The 14731-nt window shown below is 65.7% G+C and carries 12 protein-coding genes and 1 pseudogene; 8 read left to right on the top strand and 5 right to left on the bottom strand.

Annotated features, from left to right (window positions below; all coding sequences use genetic code 11):
- Nucleotides 1-320 precede the first annotated feature (320 nt).
- Nucleotides 321-1859 carry an OpgD/OpgG family glucan biosynthesis protein gene (locus AC0IW9_RS27020; RefSeq protein ID WP_471651400.1) on the top strand — a complete coding sequence of 513 codons (1539 nt, stop codon included), beginning with the start codon at nucleotides 321-323 and terminating at the stop codon, nucleotides 1857-1859.
- A complete protein-coding gene (gene mdoH, locus AC0IW9_RS27025; protein ID WP_471651401.1) occupies nucleotides 1835-3991 on the top strand; it encodes a glucans biosynthesis glucosyltransferase MdoH in 2157 nt (718 codons plus the stop codon). The genes AC0IW9_RS27020 and mdoH overlap by 25 nt, the downstream gene beginning before the upstream one ends.
- A gap of 33 nt (nucleotides 3992-4024) precedes the next feature.
- Here mdoH and AC0IW9_RS27030 read toward each other — a convergent pair whose 3' ends face one another.
- Entirely contained in the window at nucleotides 4025-4927 is a 903-nt protein-coding gene (locus AC0IW9_RS27030; RefSeq protein WP_471651402.1) for a LysR family transcriptional regulator, read from the bottom strand.
- A 94-nt stretch (nucleotides 4928-5021) separates the two neighbouring features.
- On the opposite strand from AC0IW9_RS27030, the gene AC0IW9_RS27035 reads away from it, so the two are divergent.
- The 5 genes from AC0IW9_RS27035 to AC0IW9_RS27055 all read left to right on the top strand — a co-directional run bounded on the left by AC0IW9_RS27035 (nucleotide 5022) and on the right by AC0IW9_RS27055 (nucleotide 10835).
- On the top strand, nucleotides 5022-5903 hold the full coding sequence (locus AC0IW9_RS27035; protein ID WP_471651403.1) for an aldo/keto reductase family oxidoreductase: 882 nt from the start codon (nucleotides 5022-5024) through the stop codon (nucleotides 5901-5903).
- A 790-nt stretch (nucleotides 5904-6693) separates the two neighbouring features.
- The gene (locus AC0IW9_RS27040; RefSeq protein WP_471651404.1) at nucleotides 6694-7692 is read left to right on the top strand and encodes a 2-keto-3-deoxygluconate permease; all 999 of its coding nucleotides are present in this window, start codon (nucleotides 6694-6696) and stop codon (nucleotides 7690-7692) included.
- Nucleotides 7689-8945 carry a four-carbon acid sugar kinase family protein gene (locus tag AC0IW9_RS27045; protein ID WP_471651405.1) on the top strand — a complete coding sequence of 419 codons (1257 nt, stop codon included), beginning with the start codon at nucleotides 7689-7691 and terminating at the stop codon, nucleotides 8943-8945. The genes AC0IW9_RS27040 and AC0IW9_RS27045 overlap by 4 nt, the downstream gene beginning before the upstream one ends.
- Entirely contained in the window at nucleotides 8942-9982 is a 1041-nt protein-coding gene (gene pdxA / locus AC0IW9_RS27050) for a 4-hydroxythreonine-4-phosphate dehydrogenase PdxA (RefSeq protein WP_471651406.1), read from the top strand. Before AC0IW9_RS27045 ends, pdxA begins: the two co-directional genes overlap by 4 nt.
- Nucleotides 9983-10067: 85 nt before the next feature.
- Nucleotides 10068-10835: a DeoR/GlpR family DNA-binding transcription regulator gene (locus AC0IW9_RS27055; protein WP_471651407.1), complete on the top strand. Its 768-nt coding sequence runs from the start codon at nucleotides 10068-10070 to the stop codon at nucleotides 10833-10835.
- A gap of 8 nt (nucleotides 10836-10843) precedes the next feature.
- Here AC0IW9_RS27055 and AC0IW9_RS27060 read toward each other — a convergent pair whose 3' ends face one another.
- On the bottom strand, nucleotides 10844-11194 hold the full coding sequence (locus AC0IW9_RS27060) for a hypothetical protein (RefSeq protein ID WP_471651408.1): 351 nt from the start codon (nucleotides 11192-11194) through the stop codon (nucleotides 10844-10846).
- Nucleotides 11195-11552: 358 nt separating this feature from the next.
- Here AC0IW9_RS27060 and AC0IW9_RS27065 point away from each other — a divergent pair, with 358 nt between their 5' ends.
- Nucleotides 11553-12020 (top strand): histidine phosphatase family protein, encoded by a 468-nt coding sequence (locus AC0IW9_RS27065; RefSeq protein ID WP_471651409.1) that lies wholly within the window; start codon nucleotides 11553-11555, stop codon nucleotides 12018-12020.
- A gap of 305 nt (nucleotides 12021-12325) precedes the next feature.
- Here AC0IW9_RS27065 and AC0IW9_RS27070 read toward each other — a convergent pair whose 3' ends face one another.
- From AC0IW9_RS27070 to AC0IW9_RS27080, 3 genes and pseudogenes are all read right to left on the bottom strand, one after another.
- Nucleotides 12326-12466 (bottom strand): helix-turn-helix domain-containing protein, encoded by a 141-nt coding sequence (locus AC0IW9_RS27070; protein ID WP_471651410.1) that lies wholly within the window; start codon nucleotides 12464-12466, stop codon nucleotides 12326-12328.
- A 25-nt stretch (nucleotides 12467-12491) separates the two neighbouring features.
- Nucleotides 12492-14117: a hypothetical protein gene (locus AC0IW9_RS27075; protein ID WP_471651411.1), complete on the bottom strand. Its 1626-nt coding sequence runs from the start codon at nucleotides 14115-14117 to the stop codon at nucleotides 12492-12494.
- A gap of 204 nt (nucleotides 14118-14321) precedes the next feature.
- Nucleotides 14322-14507 (bottom strand): annotated as a pseudogene (locus AC0IW9_RS27080) (transposase); the annotation flags it as partial.
- Nucleotides 14508-14731: the final 224 nt, after the last annotated feature.

The raw sequence follows: 14731 nt of genomic DNA on the forward strand, positions 1-14731 counted from the left end.
CACTCCTCTACGCTCGCCCAGAGGTCCCGCTCCACGCCCCGGGCTAAGTTGCTCTACACCACCAGCCGGGATGCTGGCCTTTTGTCGCCGACCTAATCCAGGTCGCAGCATAATCCGGCGCCTGCCGCGGCCGTTCGCAATCCATCGCAAATTTTTTAACACAATCTGTGAGACCCGGCGGCGCCAGTCTTGTCTGCTCATCCGCATCCGTGCATCACGCAGCGAAATGCTGTTCGCCACATCGGAATGAAACCAATTTCGTCGCGCGTCTTTCCAAAGCGTAAGGCCCGTATCGCAAGCCACTTGGACTGGAGAGTCATTTGAACCGCCGCGCCATCCTGACAGGCCTTGCCATGGCAGGGCTGTTGCCTGGTGCCACACCAGCGACGATCCGGGCCGCCCGAGCCGCCGACGCACCGGCACGCCCCTTCGACGATACCACGGTGCGCGGGATAGCGCGGGAGCTGGCCACCAAGCCCTTCGCGGCGCCGGAAGAACGCCTTCCGGCGCCGCTCTCGGACCTTGGTTACGACCAGTACCGCACAATCCATTACGATGCGAAGCGCGCCCTGTGGCGGGAAGGAAACCTTCCCTTTCAGGTGCAGCCCTTCCACCGCGGCTTCCTGTTCAAGCAGAGAGTTGAGCTGTTCGAGGTGGCTAACGGGCGTGCGACACCTATTGCCTACGACCCCAGCGCCTTCACGCTTGGGGAAGTCGGCGGCGCCCCGTCCGCTGACCTTGGCTTCGCCGGTCTCCGCGTGACCAATCCGATGAACCGCGCCGATCACTTCGACGAGGTAGCAGCTTTCGTGGGCGCCTCTTACTTCCGCGCCCTGGGCAAGGGGCAAGTCTACGGTCTGTCCGCCCGCGGCCTCGCCATCGCCACCGCCGAACGTTCGGGTGAGGAATTCCCGGTGTTCCGCGCCTTCTGGCTCCAGCGCCCGCAAGAAGGCGGCAACTCAGTTGTCGTGCATGCGCTGCTCGACAGCCAGAGCAGCACAGGCGCGTTCCGCTTCACCATCCGCCCGGGGGAGGAAACGGTATTCGACGTGGAATGCCGCCTCTATCCGCGAGCCGAGATGAATACGGTTGGCATCGCTCCGCTGACCAGCATGTTTTTACTCTCTCCGCTGAACCGCCTTGGTGCCGACGACTTCCGCACGGCCGTGCACGACTCCGACGGGCTGGCCTTGTCCACCGGCCGCGGCGAGGCGGTCTGGCGGCCGCTGGCCAACCCACGTGAGTTACAGGTCAGCGTCTTCACCGATGCCAGCCCGCGCGGCTTCGGCCTGATGCAGCGCCGCCGTGCGTTCAGCGACTACAACGATCTCGAGGCCCGCTATGAGCGACGCCCCAGCGCCTGGGTGGAGCCGATCGGCGATTGGGGAGAGGGCGCGGTGCATCTGGTGGAGATCCCCACCCGCGAGGAAATTCACGACAACATCGCCGCCTTCTGGCGGCCCCGGGCGGCGTTGTTGCCCGGGCAGGAGTACAGCTATGTCTACCGCCTGCACTGGACCTCGGCCGCTACTTTCCTAACTGGCCGTCCGGCATTGGCGCAATTCAACGAGGCGCGGCAAGGTGGCAAGCCTCAGCCGCCTGGCACACGGCTCTTCGTACTGGAAGCGTCCGGTGGTCGCCTTGCGTCGCTGGCGGAGGGCGCACAGCCTGTTGCTGAGGTCTCGGCAAGCACCGGGCGGATCCAGAACACGGTCGTGCAGCCGAACCCTGAGACCGGCGGTTGGCGTCTTTCCTTCGAACTCGTGCCAGGCAACGAGAAGCTGGTAGAGCTTTGGGCTCGGCTACGGAACGACGAAGGACCGCTAAGCGAGACATGGCTCTTCCGGTGGACACGCTGAACCGTCTCGGAGCGGGCGCGGCGCCTGCAGCCGCCATGCCGGCTGAAACGCCGCTCGCCATGCCCGTGCAGGACTTCCGCGAGCATCCGAGGCAGGTTCCGGCGCCTGGCACGGGGCCTCGAGGCATGGCATTGCGCCGCATCGGTGTATTCGGGGCGGCGCTCCTGCTGACCGCATTCGGTGCTCAGGAGATGGCGTTGGTCTTCGGCGTGGACTCGCTGCTCACGCCCGGCGCGGTCGTGCTCGCGCTGTTTGTGCCCCTCTTCGGCTGGATCGCGCTATCCTTTGTCAGCAGCCTGTGCGGTATATTCAGCGTCGTATCGGGCGGAGGATGGGTGCTGGGGATCGATCCGGCAGCACCGCTGCCCGTGCCGGCCTCACGCACGGCGCTGCTCATGCCCGTCTACAACGAAGACCCCCGCCGGGTGCTGGCCGGGCTGGAAGCCATGCTGGAAGCGCTGCGCGGGACCCACCGTGCCGACTGCTTCGATCTGTTCATCCTGAGCGACACCACCGACCCCGATGCGTGGGCGCGGGAGGAGGAGGCCTTCCTCGCACTCCGCGCGCGGGCGGGTGACAAGGCACGGATCTTCTATCGCCGCCGCGCCAAGAATATCGACCGCAAGGCCGGCAACATCGCGGACTGGGTGCGCCGCCACGGCGGGGCCTATCCCCACTTCCTGATTCTAGACGCGGACAGCGTGATGTCCGCCGAGGCCTTGGTGCGCCTCGCCGCCGCCATGGAGGCGCATCCGCGCGTAGGTCTCATCCAGAGCCTGCCGGTGATCGTGAACGGCCGCTCGCTCTTTGCCCGCATGCAGCAATTCGCAGGGCGGCTTTACGGTCCGGTTATCGCACACGGCATTGCCTTTTGGCACGGGGCGGAGGGCAATTACTGGGGCCACAACGCCATGATCCGCACCGACGCCTTTGCGGGCGCGGCGGGGCTGCCCCACCTGCCCGGACGCAAGCCCTTCGGCGGCACGGTGATGAGCCACGACTTCGTGGAGGCTGCGCTGATGCGCCGCCGCGGCTGGGGCATTCACTTCGTCCCTGCCTTGCCCGGAAGCTACGAGGAAAGCCCGCCGGCCCTGTCCGACCTCGCGATCCGCGACCGGCGGTGGTGCCAGGGCAACCTGCAACACCTGGCCGTACTGCCGGCGCGTGGGCTGCATCCGATCTCGCGCTCGCACCTTCTGGTCGGGATCGGGTCCTATATCACGGCGCCACTATGGCTGCTGTTCCTAGTTTCCGGATTGATGTTGGCCTTGCAGGCGCGCTTCGTTTTGCCGGTGTACTTCTCCACCGGCCCCACATTGTTTCCCAACTGGCCGGTGGTGGATCCCCTGCGCGCCAAATGGGTGTTCATCGCCACCATGGGTCTGCTGCTCGTGCCCAAGCTGCTGGCCTGGGGCGCCATGCTGATGGACCCGGCTTGGCGGCATGGACATGGCGGTGCGCTGCGCTCGTTGGCCAGTGTGCTCATCGAAACTGTACTGGCCGGGTTGCTGGCACCCGTGACCATGCTGACCCAGTCCACGGGCGTGGTCTCAATTCTGCGCGGGCGCGATTCCGGCTGGTCCGCTCAGACGCGGGATGACGGCATCCTGCCGATCGCGCAGGTGGCACGCCTTTATTGGCGGCACACCGCCTTCGGTCTGGTCTTCGGCATCGCGGCTTTTCTCATCTCCCCCTACCTTGCGGCCTGGATGTCGCCGGTGGTGCTTGGTCTCGCGCTGGCCATCCCGCTCGCGGCCTGGACGGCTCGCCAGGGGGCTGGTCAGGCGCTGCGCCGGGCCGGTCTGCTAGTGATCCCGGAGGAGCGCGATCCACCATCGATTCTTGCACGCACGGTAGCGCTGCGCCGGGAATGGGAAGCGCTGGCGCCAGACGGTGAGGCGGTGGCGCGCCTACGTTCCGATCCCGCGTTGCTGGCCGCACACCGCGCCATGTTGGCGCCGGTTTCCAAAACGCGGCCCGACGCGCTTGATGTCCCGCTAGTGATGGGACGCGCGCGCGTAGCGGCGGCCACGTCACTGGCGGAGGCGCTGGATGCCCTCACGGGCGCCGAGAAGGCAGCGCTCCTGGCCGACGGGGAAGGGCTAGACGTGCTACTGGCCCTGCCCACCTGATGAGCGAGGCACGGTACCTCGTGATACTGCCTGTTATTCAGCCGCGGCTCGGACGAAATCGATGAACGCCCGGAGCGGTGCGGGCACGAGGCGCCTGCCAGGATAGTAGAGGAACGGCCCGGAGAAGGCCGGCCACCAGGGTTCGAGAACCGGCTCCAACGCGCCGCTGTCGAGATGCGGCCGCAGCCAGTCCTCGAAGAGGGTGATGATGCCGGTGCCGGCGACCGCCGCCTCCACGGCGAGATCGGTGGCAGAGCCGACGCTGACGAGGAGCGGCCCGGTGGGATCGATCCGCACGACCTCGCCCTCGCGCTCGAACTCCCAGACAATCATCGCACCGCTGCTGAAGCGGCCGCGCAAACAAGCATGGCCGAGCAGGTCGCGTGGATGATCCGGCCGGCCATGGCGGCGGAGATAGGCTGGGGATGCGGCCGTGGCGTAGCGTTGGACCCGCGGCCCGATCGGCACCGCGATCATGTCTCCTTCCAGCCGCTCGTCGTAGCGGATGCCGGCGTCGCAGCCGGCGGCCAGCACGTCGACGAAGCTGTCCTCGGCGATCACCTCCAGCCGGATGTCGGGATAGGCCGCGAGGAAGGGCGGCACGATGCGGGGCAGGACCAGCCGCGCCGCGCTGACCGGGACGTTGAGCCGCAGCGTGCCCGCCGGCCGGTCGCGGAAGCCGTTTACCACGTCGATCGCAGCTTCCACCTCGGACAGGGCCGGCCCGAGCCGCTCGAGTAGGCGTTGCCCCGCCTCCGTCGGTAGCACGCTGCGCGTGGTCCGGTGCAGCAGCCGGACGCCGAGCTTCGTCTCGAGCCGGCGCACCGCCTCGCTCAGGCCTGAGGCGCTGGCGCCGGCGGCGCGCGCACCTTCGCGGAATCCTCCGGCCCGGGCCACGGCGAGGAAGGCATTCAGGTCGCCGAGGTCGGCCCGCATTGTCGATGTTTTCGTACAGCCCGTACGGATCATGCCAGATTATCGAGCAATAGGGCAGGGCCTAGGTGGAGAGCGCTCTCAGAGGAAAACCACCATGACCACCATCGACCAAGCCGGGACCTACACGCTGGGCGCCCGTACCGTGCGACGCCTTGGCTACGGCGCCATGCAGCTCGCCGGCCCCGGCGTATTCGGGCCGCCAAGGGACCGTGATGCGGCGCTCACCGTGTTGCGCGCGGCAATCACTGCCGGGGTGGAGCACATCGACACCAGCGACTTCTACGGCCCGCATGTCACCAATCAGCTGATCCGCGAGGCGCTGGCGCCCTACCCCGCGAACCTCGTGCTCGTCACCAAGGTCGGTGCCCGGCGGGGCGACGACGGCGCTTGGCTACCAGCCCTCTCGCGGGAGGAGCTGACCCAGTCGGTCCACGACAACCTGCGCAACCTGGGCCTCGACGTGCTGGAGGTGGTCAACCTGCGCAGCATGATCGACACGCATGGGCCGGCCGAGGGCTCGATCGAAGCGCCGCTCACCGTCCTGGCCGATCTCCAGCGCCAGGGGCTGGTCCGCCACATCGGCCTCAGCAACGTCACCCCGGCGCAGGTCGCCGAGGGCCGCGGCATCTGCGAGATCGCCTGCGTGCAGAACCAGTACAACCTGGCGCATCGCGGCGACGACGGACTGATCGATGCGCTCGCCCGCGACTGCATTCCTTATGTGCCGTTCTTCCCGCTCGGTGGGTTCAGCCCGCTGCAGTCCTCGGCGTTGTCCGAGGTGGCAGGGCGGCTGGACGCCACGCCCATGCAGGTTGCTCTGGCCTGGCTACTGCGCCGGTCGCCCAATATCCTGCTCATCCCGGGTACGTCCTCCACCGCGCATCTGCGGGAGAACCTCGCCGCAACCGATCTCAAGCTCCCGGACGAGATGATGATCGTGCTGGATCGGATCGCAGCGGAAGGCGCGGCACGCTGAGGCACGTCGTCCCGGCGACGGTCAGCATTTTCGACGCCACTTCTGGTGACGGGTGCAGACGCTGGAAGCGTTCAGTCCGCTTTCGGTTCGCCAGTGGGCCGTCGAGGGGCATCCTCTAGCGTCGAAATTGGAGCCGCTCTGGGAACAGCCGCCCATGGCGAGCTTGGGACAGCCTGGAAGGGTTAGCGCAGGGATCAGCCTCGCTCTCGAGGCCACAGCCCATCACCGTGATATCAAAGGCTGATCATGCGATCCGGTCATCTGCCAACGCCCGAAACGTGGCCGACCTGATACGATCGGCCAACTGGTCCCATGGCCCGCCGGACCGTGGAATTGCCGAACCCTGTCGCAGTCGCGGCAGCGGAACCGGCGGTAGCCGCGGGCCGTACGATCCGACCGCTCCGCCACCGCGGCGGAGCCGCAGGCCACACAGTCCATTCCCGATTCTGCCCCGTTGACCCCGAGCCTTCCCCCGGTACCCCAGCCAGCCAAACGACTGCCTTGGTACGAGACCTGACAGAACTTGGTCATGGGGGGCTTGTAGGCTATTTTGCTCGAATTGAGCATGTGAATGCGCGCAATGCGCAAAGTTATCGAGCAGGGAAAAGTAGAAAATTCGATTTATGCAGCTCAGCCGGGCAAAGTGGGAGCAAGCGGACGAATGGTGTTGACGAAAAAATGCGCAAAATGCGCATTTTCTAGTTTGACTTTCCAGGCATCGGGAGGGATGCAGGCCGTCACCAAGGAACCGCTCGCGTAGGCTGGACCGCGCGTCACCAAGGACGTCCCCATGCAAATTCCGATCAAGCGCGCCATCGAGACAGTGCCAGGCGGCATGATGGTCGTGCCCCTCGCCATTGGCGCCATCATCGCCACGCTTTTCCCGGCCACGCCGAAGTTCTTCGGCTCCTTCACCGGCGCCCTCTTCACCGGCTCCCTGCCGATCTTGGCGGTGTTCTATGTCTGCATGGGCGCCAGCATCGACTTCAAAGCTACGCCCTATATCTTGAAGAAGGGCGGCACGCTGCTGGCCACGAAGGTGGGCATCGCCGCCCTGATCGGCATCATCGTCGGCCAGTTCCTGGGCGAGGCGCCGGTGGCCAGCGGCATCTTCGCCGGACTCTCCACCCTCGCCATCGTGGCCGCGATGAACGACACCAACGGTGGGCTCTACATGGCGCTGATGGGCCAGTACGGTGAGCCGCGCGACGTCGGCGCCTACACGGTCATGACGCTTGAGTCGGGCCCCTTCCTCACCATGGTCACCCTCGGTGTCGCCGGACTGTCCGCCTTCGAATGGCCGGTGCTGGTCGGCGCCATCCTGCCGCTCCTCATCGGCATGCTCATCGGCAACCTCGACCGGGAGATGCGCGAGTTCCTCAGCCGCGCCATCCCGGTGATGATCCCCTTCTTCGCCTTCGCCCTCGGGGCCGGGCTGGACCTGACGAAGGTCTGGCAGGCGGGCCTGCTCGGCCTCGGGCTCGGCGTCGCGGTGGTCGTGATCACCGGCACCGCCCTGTTCCTGATGGACCGCGTCATCGGCGGCTCGGGCGTCGCGGGCGTCGCCGCGGCCTCCACCGCCGGCAATGCTGCGGCGGTGCCGGCCATCATCGCGGCCAACAACCCTGCCTATGCCGATGCCGCGCCGGCCGCCACCATCCTCGTGTCGGCTTGCGTCATCGTCACCGCCATCCTCGTCCCGCCCGTCACGGCCTGGGTCGCCGGCCGCGTCGGCCCGGCGCGCCTCAAGGCACCCCTCGACGGCACGTCCGAAGCTGGCAGGGCATGACCCGCAACTGGCTCATCCTCGCCGATGACCTGACCGGTGCCGCCGATTGCGGCATCGCCTTCGCCCGCCGCGGGCTGGAGGCGTCGGTGAGCTGGCACGGGGTGGAAACGGCCCCCAGCGCGGAGGTGGTGGCCATCGACGCCGATAGCCGCCGCCTTGGCCCGGAAGACGCCGCGATGCGTCACGCCGCCCTGCTTCGCACCCACCACGCGGCGGGGACGGGGTTGATCAAGAAGATCGATTCCACCCTGCGCGGCCAGCCGGCCGCCGAACTGGCGGCGACCATCCACGCGCTCCGCGAAGCCGGTCGCCCGGCGCTCGCCATTGTCGCGCCCGCCTTTCCCGCCACCGGACGGACAACCGAGGGCGGCCGCGTGCACATGAACGGGCAGCCGCTCGAGACGACGCCGCTCTGGGCGCGCGACCACAGCTACGACAGCGCGCATCTGCAGACCGTGCTGCAATCCGTCGGTCTCTCCGCCCGCACGTTGCCACTCGGCCTTGTACGCCAGGGAGAGTCTGCTTTGGCCGACACCCTGCGCGCGGCACTGGCCGAGGGGATGGATGCCGTGGTCTGCGACGCCACCACGCCCGATGACCTCGACACTCTCGCCCGCGCCAGCCTGCCCATGGCAGGGACAGTTTTCTGGGTCGGGTCGGGCGGTATCGCCGCCGCCTTGGCCGTCGCCCTGCCACATGCCACCGCCCCGAAGGACCTCTCCATCTCGGCGCTCCGCGGTGGCGTGCTGATTGTGGTCGGCAGCATCGCCGAAGCCTCCCGTGGCGCCGCGGAACGCCTCGTCGCCCAGAATGCCGCCACGCGTTTCGACATCCCGCCGGCATTGTTGCGCGCCGGCCCCACCGGTCCACGCTGGGCCCCGGTTGCCGACGGGATCGCAGCCTCCCTCGCCGCAGGGCGCGACACCTTGGTGCTGATCGCCGACGACCGGGATGCCGACCTCGCCCAGGGCGCAGCCCTGGCCGGGGCACTGGCGGCTCTGCTGGCACCGGCCGCAATCCGCATGGGTGGCCTGTTCGCCACCGGCGGCGAGACGGCCTGCGCGCTGCTGACCCATCTCGGCGTCCATGGCATCCGCCTGATGGAGGAGGTCGAGGCGGGCGTGCCCCTCGGCATCACCCAGGGGGCGCTCGAGGTGCCGGTGATGACCAAGGCCGGCGCTTTCGGCAATGACGAAACCATCTTCCGCAGTCTCGTCCGGCTGCGACAGCTTTCCAGGACATCCGCAGCATGACCCAGCACGACACACGACCCATCGTCGCAATCACCATGGGCGACGCCGCCGGCATCGGGCCGGAGATCATCATCAAGGCGCTGGCGCGGGAGGACGTGTATGTGATGTGCCGCCCCTTCGTGGTTGGCGACGCCACCCGCCTGCGCGAGGCCGAGGCCGTGGTGCATAAGGGCCTGGAGGTCCGCGCCCTGGAGACCCCGGCCACCGCCCGCTATGAGCGCGGCACGGTGGATTGCATCGACCTCGGCCTCATCCCCGCCGGCTTCCCCTTCGGTCAGCTCTCCCCCGTCGCGGGCGAGGGCGCCTATCGCTACATCGAGCGCGCCACGCGCCTGGTCGAGGCCGGTGAGGCGGATGCCATCTGCACGGCGCCGCTGAGCAAGGAAGCGCTGCACGCAGCCGGCCACAAGTACCCCGGCCACACCGAGCTGCTGGCGCATCTGACCGGCACGCCGGAGGTCTCGATGATGCTGGTGGCGCCCAAGCTGCGCGTCATTCACGTCACCACCCATATCGGCCTGCTGGACGCCATCCGGAAGATCGAGCCGGGCCTGGTGGAGCGCGTGATCACCCGCGGCCACGCGACGCTGGTGAAGGCTGGCATGGACAACCCGCGCATCGGCGTTTGCGCCATTAATCCGCATGCCGGCGAGAACGGCCTGTTCGGGCAGGGCGAGGAGGAGGAGAAGATCATCCCCGCCATCAAGGCCGTCCAGGCCAAGGGCTGGGCCGTCGAGGGCCCCCTCCCCGCCGACACCCTGTTCTTCCGCGCGGCCCGCGGCGACTTCGACCTCGTGGTCGCCATGTACCACGACCAGGGCCACGGCCCGGTGAAGGTGATGGGGCTGGAGTCCGGGGTGAACGTCACCATCGGCCTGCCCGTCGTCCGCACCTCCGTCGACCACGGCACCGCCTTCGACATCGCCGGCAAGGGCATCGCGGATGAGGGCTCATTGGCAGAGGCGCTGAAGCAGGCGGTGGACCTGGCGCCAAAACGGGACGGCGCCGCGGCCGCTTTGCCAAACGCCGTCGCCTGAGGGTCTGGCGGGCCAGGGCTTCCTGTCCCGGCCTCACTGCCCTGTATTGATGCTTGGCGGGACATTGCGCAGAGGAAGGATTGCAATGCGGCTGAGGCAAGAACGGACGGAGGCGATCCTGGCGGCGATCGCCGTGGGCGACACCGACGTGGACAGCCTTGCCGCGCGCTTCGGCGTCTCCGCCTCGACGATCCGACGCGGCCTGCAACACCTCTCGAAGCAGCGGGCCATCACCCGCACTTATGGCGGCGCCGTGCTGGCGTCACCCGCCGAGGAGCAAAGCCTTCGCACGCGGAAGGGACAGCACCGCGCCGCGAAGGCCGCCATCGCCGCCGCCGCCTTGGCAGAGATCCGGGAAGGCGAGACGCTGATCCTCGACGGCGGATCGACCGTCGAGGCGCTCGGCCATCTGCTGCGGGCCCGGCGGCAGCGGGTCATCACGAACAACCTTCCCCTGATTCCCATGCTGGCCGGCGCCCCGGGCATCGAGCTCGTCGTTCTCGGCGGCACGGTGCGGCCGATCAGCATGGGCACGACAGGCCCGCTGGCCGAGCAGGCGCTGCGGCAGATGACCGCGGACAAGCTGTTCACCAGCGCCGACGGGATCGTGGCCGAGCGGGGAATGTGCGAGGCGACCCTGGAGCAGGCCGCCCTGAAGGGGCTGATGACCCAGCAGGCAGCGGAGGTCTTCGTGCTGGCCGATGCCTCCAAGCTGGGGCGGGCTAGCCAACCGTGCTGGACGCCATTCCACCACGGTTGGTCCCTGGTGACGGATGCGCCGGAGCATCTTTGCGCCCCCTACCGGGCGGCCGGGCTCCGCGTGATCCACACCGATGTCAGGAAGGGTTTCTAGCGGTTTTGTCAGGTCTCGCGCCAAGACAGCCGTTGGCTGGACGGGGTAGCGGGGCAGGAATCGAAGATGGACTGTGTGGTGTCTGGTTGCGAGACACACTTGGCAGCCTCGACGATGTCCCGTGCCAGGGCAATATCGGCTGGTTCCGCTTGGCCTTCGGGCTCGCCGCGAGCGAGCTTGTGTCGGGCCTTGAGGCGTTCGGCGACGACCTGACAGGATGTTTCGCCCTTGAAGACCCGCTGGCGGCGGGCATTGTAGGCGGCGTTGAAGCCTCTCAGGAGCTGTTCGAGCTTCTGATGGGAGTAGACGGTGAGCCCCAGCACCTCGCTGCCGATACGGCCATTGAAGCGTTCCACCATGCCGTTGGATTGCAGGCAGCGGGCTTGGTGTTGCGATGCTCAGCGCCCAGGGCGGCGCAGGCCCTGGCAAAGCCAGGGGTGAAGCAGCGCTTCAACGTAAGAGCATGCTGGATGTAGCATTAGCGCTGAAAGCCCGCTTCAGGACTGACGTCAGCACGACCGCTGTTGGCCCCTGGCCGCCCTTAAATCGACTGGTGCCATTCCCTATAGTGCAGGCACATTGGCCCTGAACCTGGCCATTGGACCGGCATGCCCATCCTTCACTTCATCACGCACCCGAACGTCGTCATCGATCCGATGGTGCCGGTTCAGGAATGGCCGCTCTCTCCGGAGGGCGTACGACGGATGGAACTGGCCCTTGAGCGGCCTTGGATGCCAACTGGGCTCCGTATTCAGTAGCGCCGAGCGCAAAGCGACCGATGCTGCCCGACTGATCGCGGATCGCTTCCGCCTGTCGCCAGTCGTCATCGGTGAACTCGGAGAGAACGACCGAGCGGCAACAAGCCACCTCCCCAAGACCGAGTTCGAGGCAGTAGCTAACATCTTCTTCGCGCAACCGGAGCAGAGCGTCCGAGGATGGGAGCGAGCGGTCAATGCCCAGCGCTGGATCGCCGCCGCCGTGGACCGGGTCATCGCCGAAGCGCCCAGGAATAGGGACGTTGCCATCGTCTCTCATGGCGGCGTCGGGGCCCTCCTGCTCTGCCACCTCAAGGGCATCCCGATCAATCGGGCTGAGGACCAGCCGGGCGCTGGAGGGGGGTGCGTCTACTCCTTTGACCTGGAAACCCGCACTATGCTCTCTGGCTGGCGCCGGATTGAGGATTAAGACTGATCACTGGAGGGATTAGCACGGGCAAGCGACATGCTCGATATCCCCGGAAATGGGACTTTGATATCAAGGGTTTGGCACGATACTGACCGCGCTGAACCTGCTATCGTACCTTGATGTCGACAACAGCAAGATAGCGGCAGTCGAGCTCGGCGTAGTAGGCTCCATGTCACGTTGTGCTGGCCGGCCAGGGGGAAGCGGAATGTGATCCAATCATCACTTGAGGCACTTCGACCGTGTCATAAACCGTAGCAAGCAACAGACACGCTTCGATTGAATGCTCAGCACGATTTCATGGGCGCTTAGTATTGTTCTTCACCGGCAGAGTTCCACGCATGGTGGCGCCAATCGCTTGGCGTAACGCCATAGGCATCTTTGAATGATCGCCCGAAGTGGGTCATGTCGGAGAAGCCCCAGGCATAGGCAATCTCGGTTAAGATCACCGGTCGATTTCACACCTGGCCATGGTCAAGGTGGATCGAAGGTGGCCCCAAGCGGCAAGGTACTGGCGAACTGTGACACCGCAGCAGCGAGCTCCGCGACTGCGTCGTGCCGTGTGGCGTAGAAGCCTACACTCGGCCCTACCACCGAAACCACATGGCCACGCAGTCGCAAGGTAGCTACCCGTATCCAGCTGGGTGGCGGTATCGGCAAAGCATTGTCGTACAAAATCGCTAGATCGACATCATGAGCACGAGCGAGGTCCACCAAATGCTCAGGTGTCGCCCTACCGAGCCGTGCTTCCTCCGAACCCAAGCCAGAGAGTTCCAGCATGTAATGCGGATTGTCCCAGTTTATCCAACCCGGATGGTTGGATGCATAGGGTCGCCGCCAAAATTCCGTGACGAAACGGTGCAGTTGCATCGGCTGGTCGTACACGTTGCCGGCCGCAGAAACCGCATCGGCCGTCCGGAAAACGTAACCAGAGAAAAGCAGCAGAGTGGCGGCACAGCCGCCGAGGCAGCGCTGCCAAGTCATGGTTCGCAGCCAGCCATTGATCGTGGGTTTCCAGGCAACTAGCAAAGTGCAGGCGCCCAAAGCCAAGACATAGATCTCGTACCGCGAAAAGGAGCTGAGGCTCCCACCAAGAAGCTGGGCCGATGCAATGATAATGAAGAAGCCGACTGCTGCAGGCTTGACCCAGCTGCCTGCGCCGGTGCGAAGCAGTACGGCATCGCGGGCCACCCCCCAAAGGGAGAAAACGATCAGCAGCTGAATCAGCGTTCCACCGTAGGCCATAATATTAGCACGGAATGTCGAGTAGACGGCCTTTACCAAGCCAAAAGTCCCGTGATTTCCTACCCCGATACCTTGACTGGCGATCTCAGAGCGCGACAGTACCGAACTTGGCAGCCAGGGCAGCCCAAGCGAATGCAGGAAGAGTCCGAACCCGGCGATCCCGGCTGCGCCCACAATGCCGATGCCCAGCGCGTGCTTCCATTTGCCGAATGCCAGCAGCACCAGTAGATCGGCCAGCAACGCCGCCGCCGCCTCGAACCGCAGCAAGGGCATGATGGCGATGGCACCCAGCCACCACCAGTCCGCTTGTTTGCGCCGGATAAAGCGAAGCATGCCGAGCAGTGAGACGAGAGTTACCGTCACATGCAGGGAGTGCTCGAGGCCGGCAAAGGCAAGGCCGACTAAATTGAATGCCAGTGTGGTGGTGAGGGTGACCGCGGCAAGCTGCAGTGTTGAGAGGCGCCCGACTTCGATGCCGACCTCAGCGGCCACGGCATACATCAACAGTGCAGTGCCACCAGTTGCCAAGAGGCAGATGATCAAGGGTGCGAATTGACCGAGCGGAAGCAGGGACAAGCCTGCCAACAAGAATGGGTAGAGGATCGATGAACTCGGAGACGCCGGCTCCCCGGGATTGAGCCCGTAGGTGCCCTGCAGGATATGGCCAGCCAATGCCATGTGGGTGTAGGGCGCATCGAGGGTATAGGCAAACTCCCCGCCGTTGCGCCAGAGGATGCTGCAGAACAACCCGGCTGCGACAAGCGCCACACAAAGCAGGATAGTGGCCTTGGGAAAGGTGGTATTCCGCCTCTCGTTAACCATGGCTTTGCCTGCCACTTCCGACAGCATGTCCATTAGTCTCTCCAGGGCTCGCCCATCGTGACTCTTCGCTTGGCAGCACCGCGCGCATCACTCGTCCATCACGCTGTCGGAAGAACGACCACGAGTAAAAACACGATTCTGTAAAGAAATTTTATCAATATGATCTTGCGATTTAATCGCAAATACTGTTTACGGAATTTACATTAAATATTTTTTACTTGATTGGATGTTTCAGAATCAGCGGTGGGCGACGCGGCGGAGCAGGAGAGCGCCTATGGCGACGTGGCTCATGGCTTCGGACACGTCGAGACGCTTGTCGTGGTCGCGAACGAGACGGCGCCATCGGATCCACCCAGCCGAAGGTGCGCTCCACCACCCACCGGCGTGTGGGAGGACGTAAAAGCCCTTTGGGCCGGAGCGCCTGACGGCAGCCAACCTGCGCGACAGCATGATGCTGGCGGAAGTAGTCGATGCCGTGCCGCCCATCCAGCAGTCCTGGGGCAGGCCCCGCCTGCGACTTGGCAAACTGAACGCCGACAAGGCCTAAAATCACCGCGGCTGCCGCTGGGCGCTAGAGCGTTTTCCTATCAGTCTGCGTCATAGCCTGCGGCGGTAAAGTAGTTAGTGCACTCGGTTGGGGTGAAGGT

The organism is Belnapia sp. AC561, assembly GCF_979252845.1.

Excerpts from the sequence above, each read along its gene's own strand:
- mdoH (WP_471651401.1), top strand. The coding sequence starts at position 1,835 with ATGGCTCTTCCGGTGGACACGCTGAACCGTCTCGGAGCGGGCGCGGCG.
- AC0IW9_RS27030 (WP_471651402.1), bottom strand. The coding sequence starts at position 4,927 with ATGCGGGCCGACCTCGGCGACCTGAATGCCTTCCTCGCCGTGGCCCGG.
- AC0IW9_RS27035 (WP_471651403.1), top strand. The coding sequence starts at position 5,022 with ATGACCACCATCGACCAAGCCGGGACCTACACGCTGGGCGCCCGTACC.
- AC0IW9_RS27040 (WP_471651404.1), top strand. The coding sequence starts at position 6,694 with ATGCAAATTCCGATCAAGCGCGCCATCGAGACAGTGCCAGGCGGCATG.
- AC0IW9_RS27045 (WP_471651405.1), top strand. The coding sequence starts at position 7,689 with ATGACCCGCAACTGGCTCATCCTCGCCGATGACCTGACCGGTGCCGCC.
- pdxA (WP_471651406.1), top strand. The coding sequence starts at position 8,942 with ATGACCCAGCACGACACACGACCCATCGTCGCAATCACCATGGGCGAC.
- AC0IW9_RS27055 (WP_471651407.1), top strand. The coding sequence starts at position 10,068 with ATGCGGCTGAGGCAAGAACGGACGGAGGCGATCCTGGCGGCGATCGCC.
- AC0IW9_RS27060 (WP_471651408.1), bottom strand. The coding sequence starts at position 11,194 with ATGGTGGAACGCTTCAATGGCCGTATCGGCAGCGAGGTGCTGGGGCTC.
- AC0IW9_RS27075 (WP_471651411.1), bottom strand. The coding sequence starts at position 14,117 with ATGGACATGCTGTCGGAAGTGGCAGGCAAAGCCATGGTTAACGAGAGG.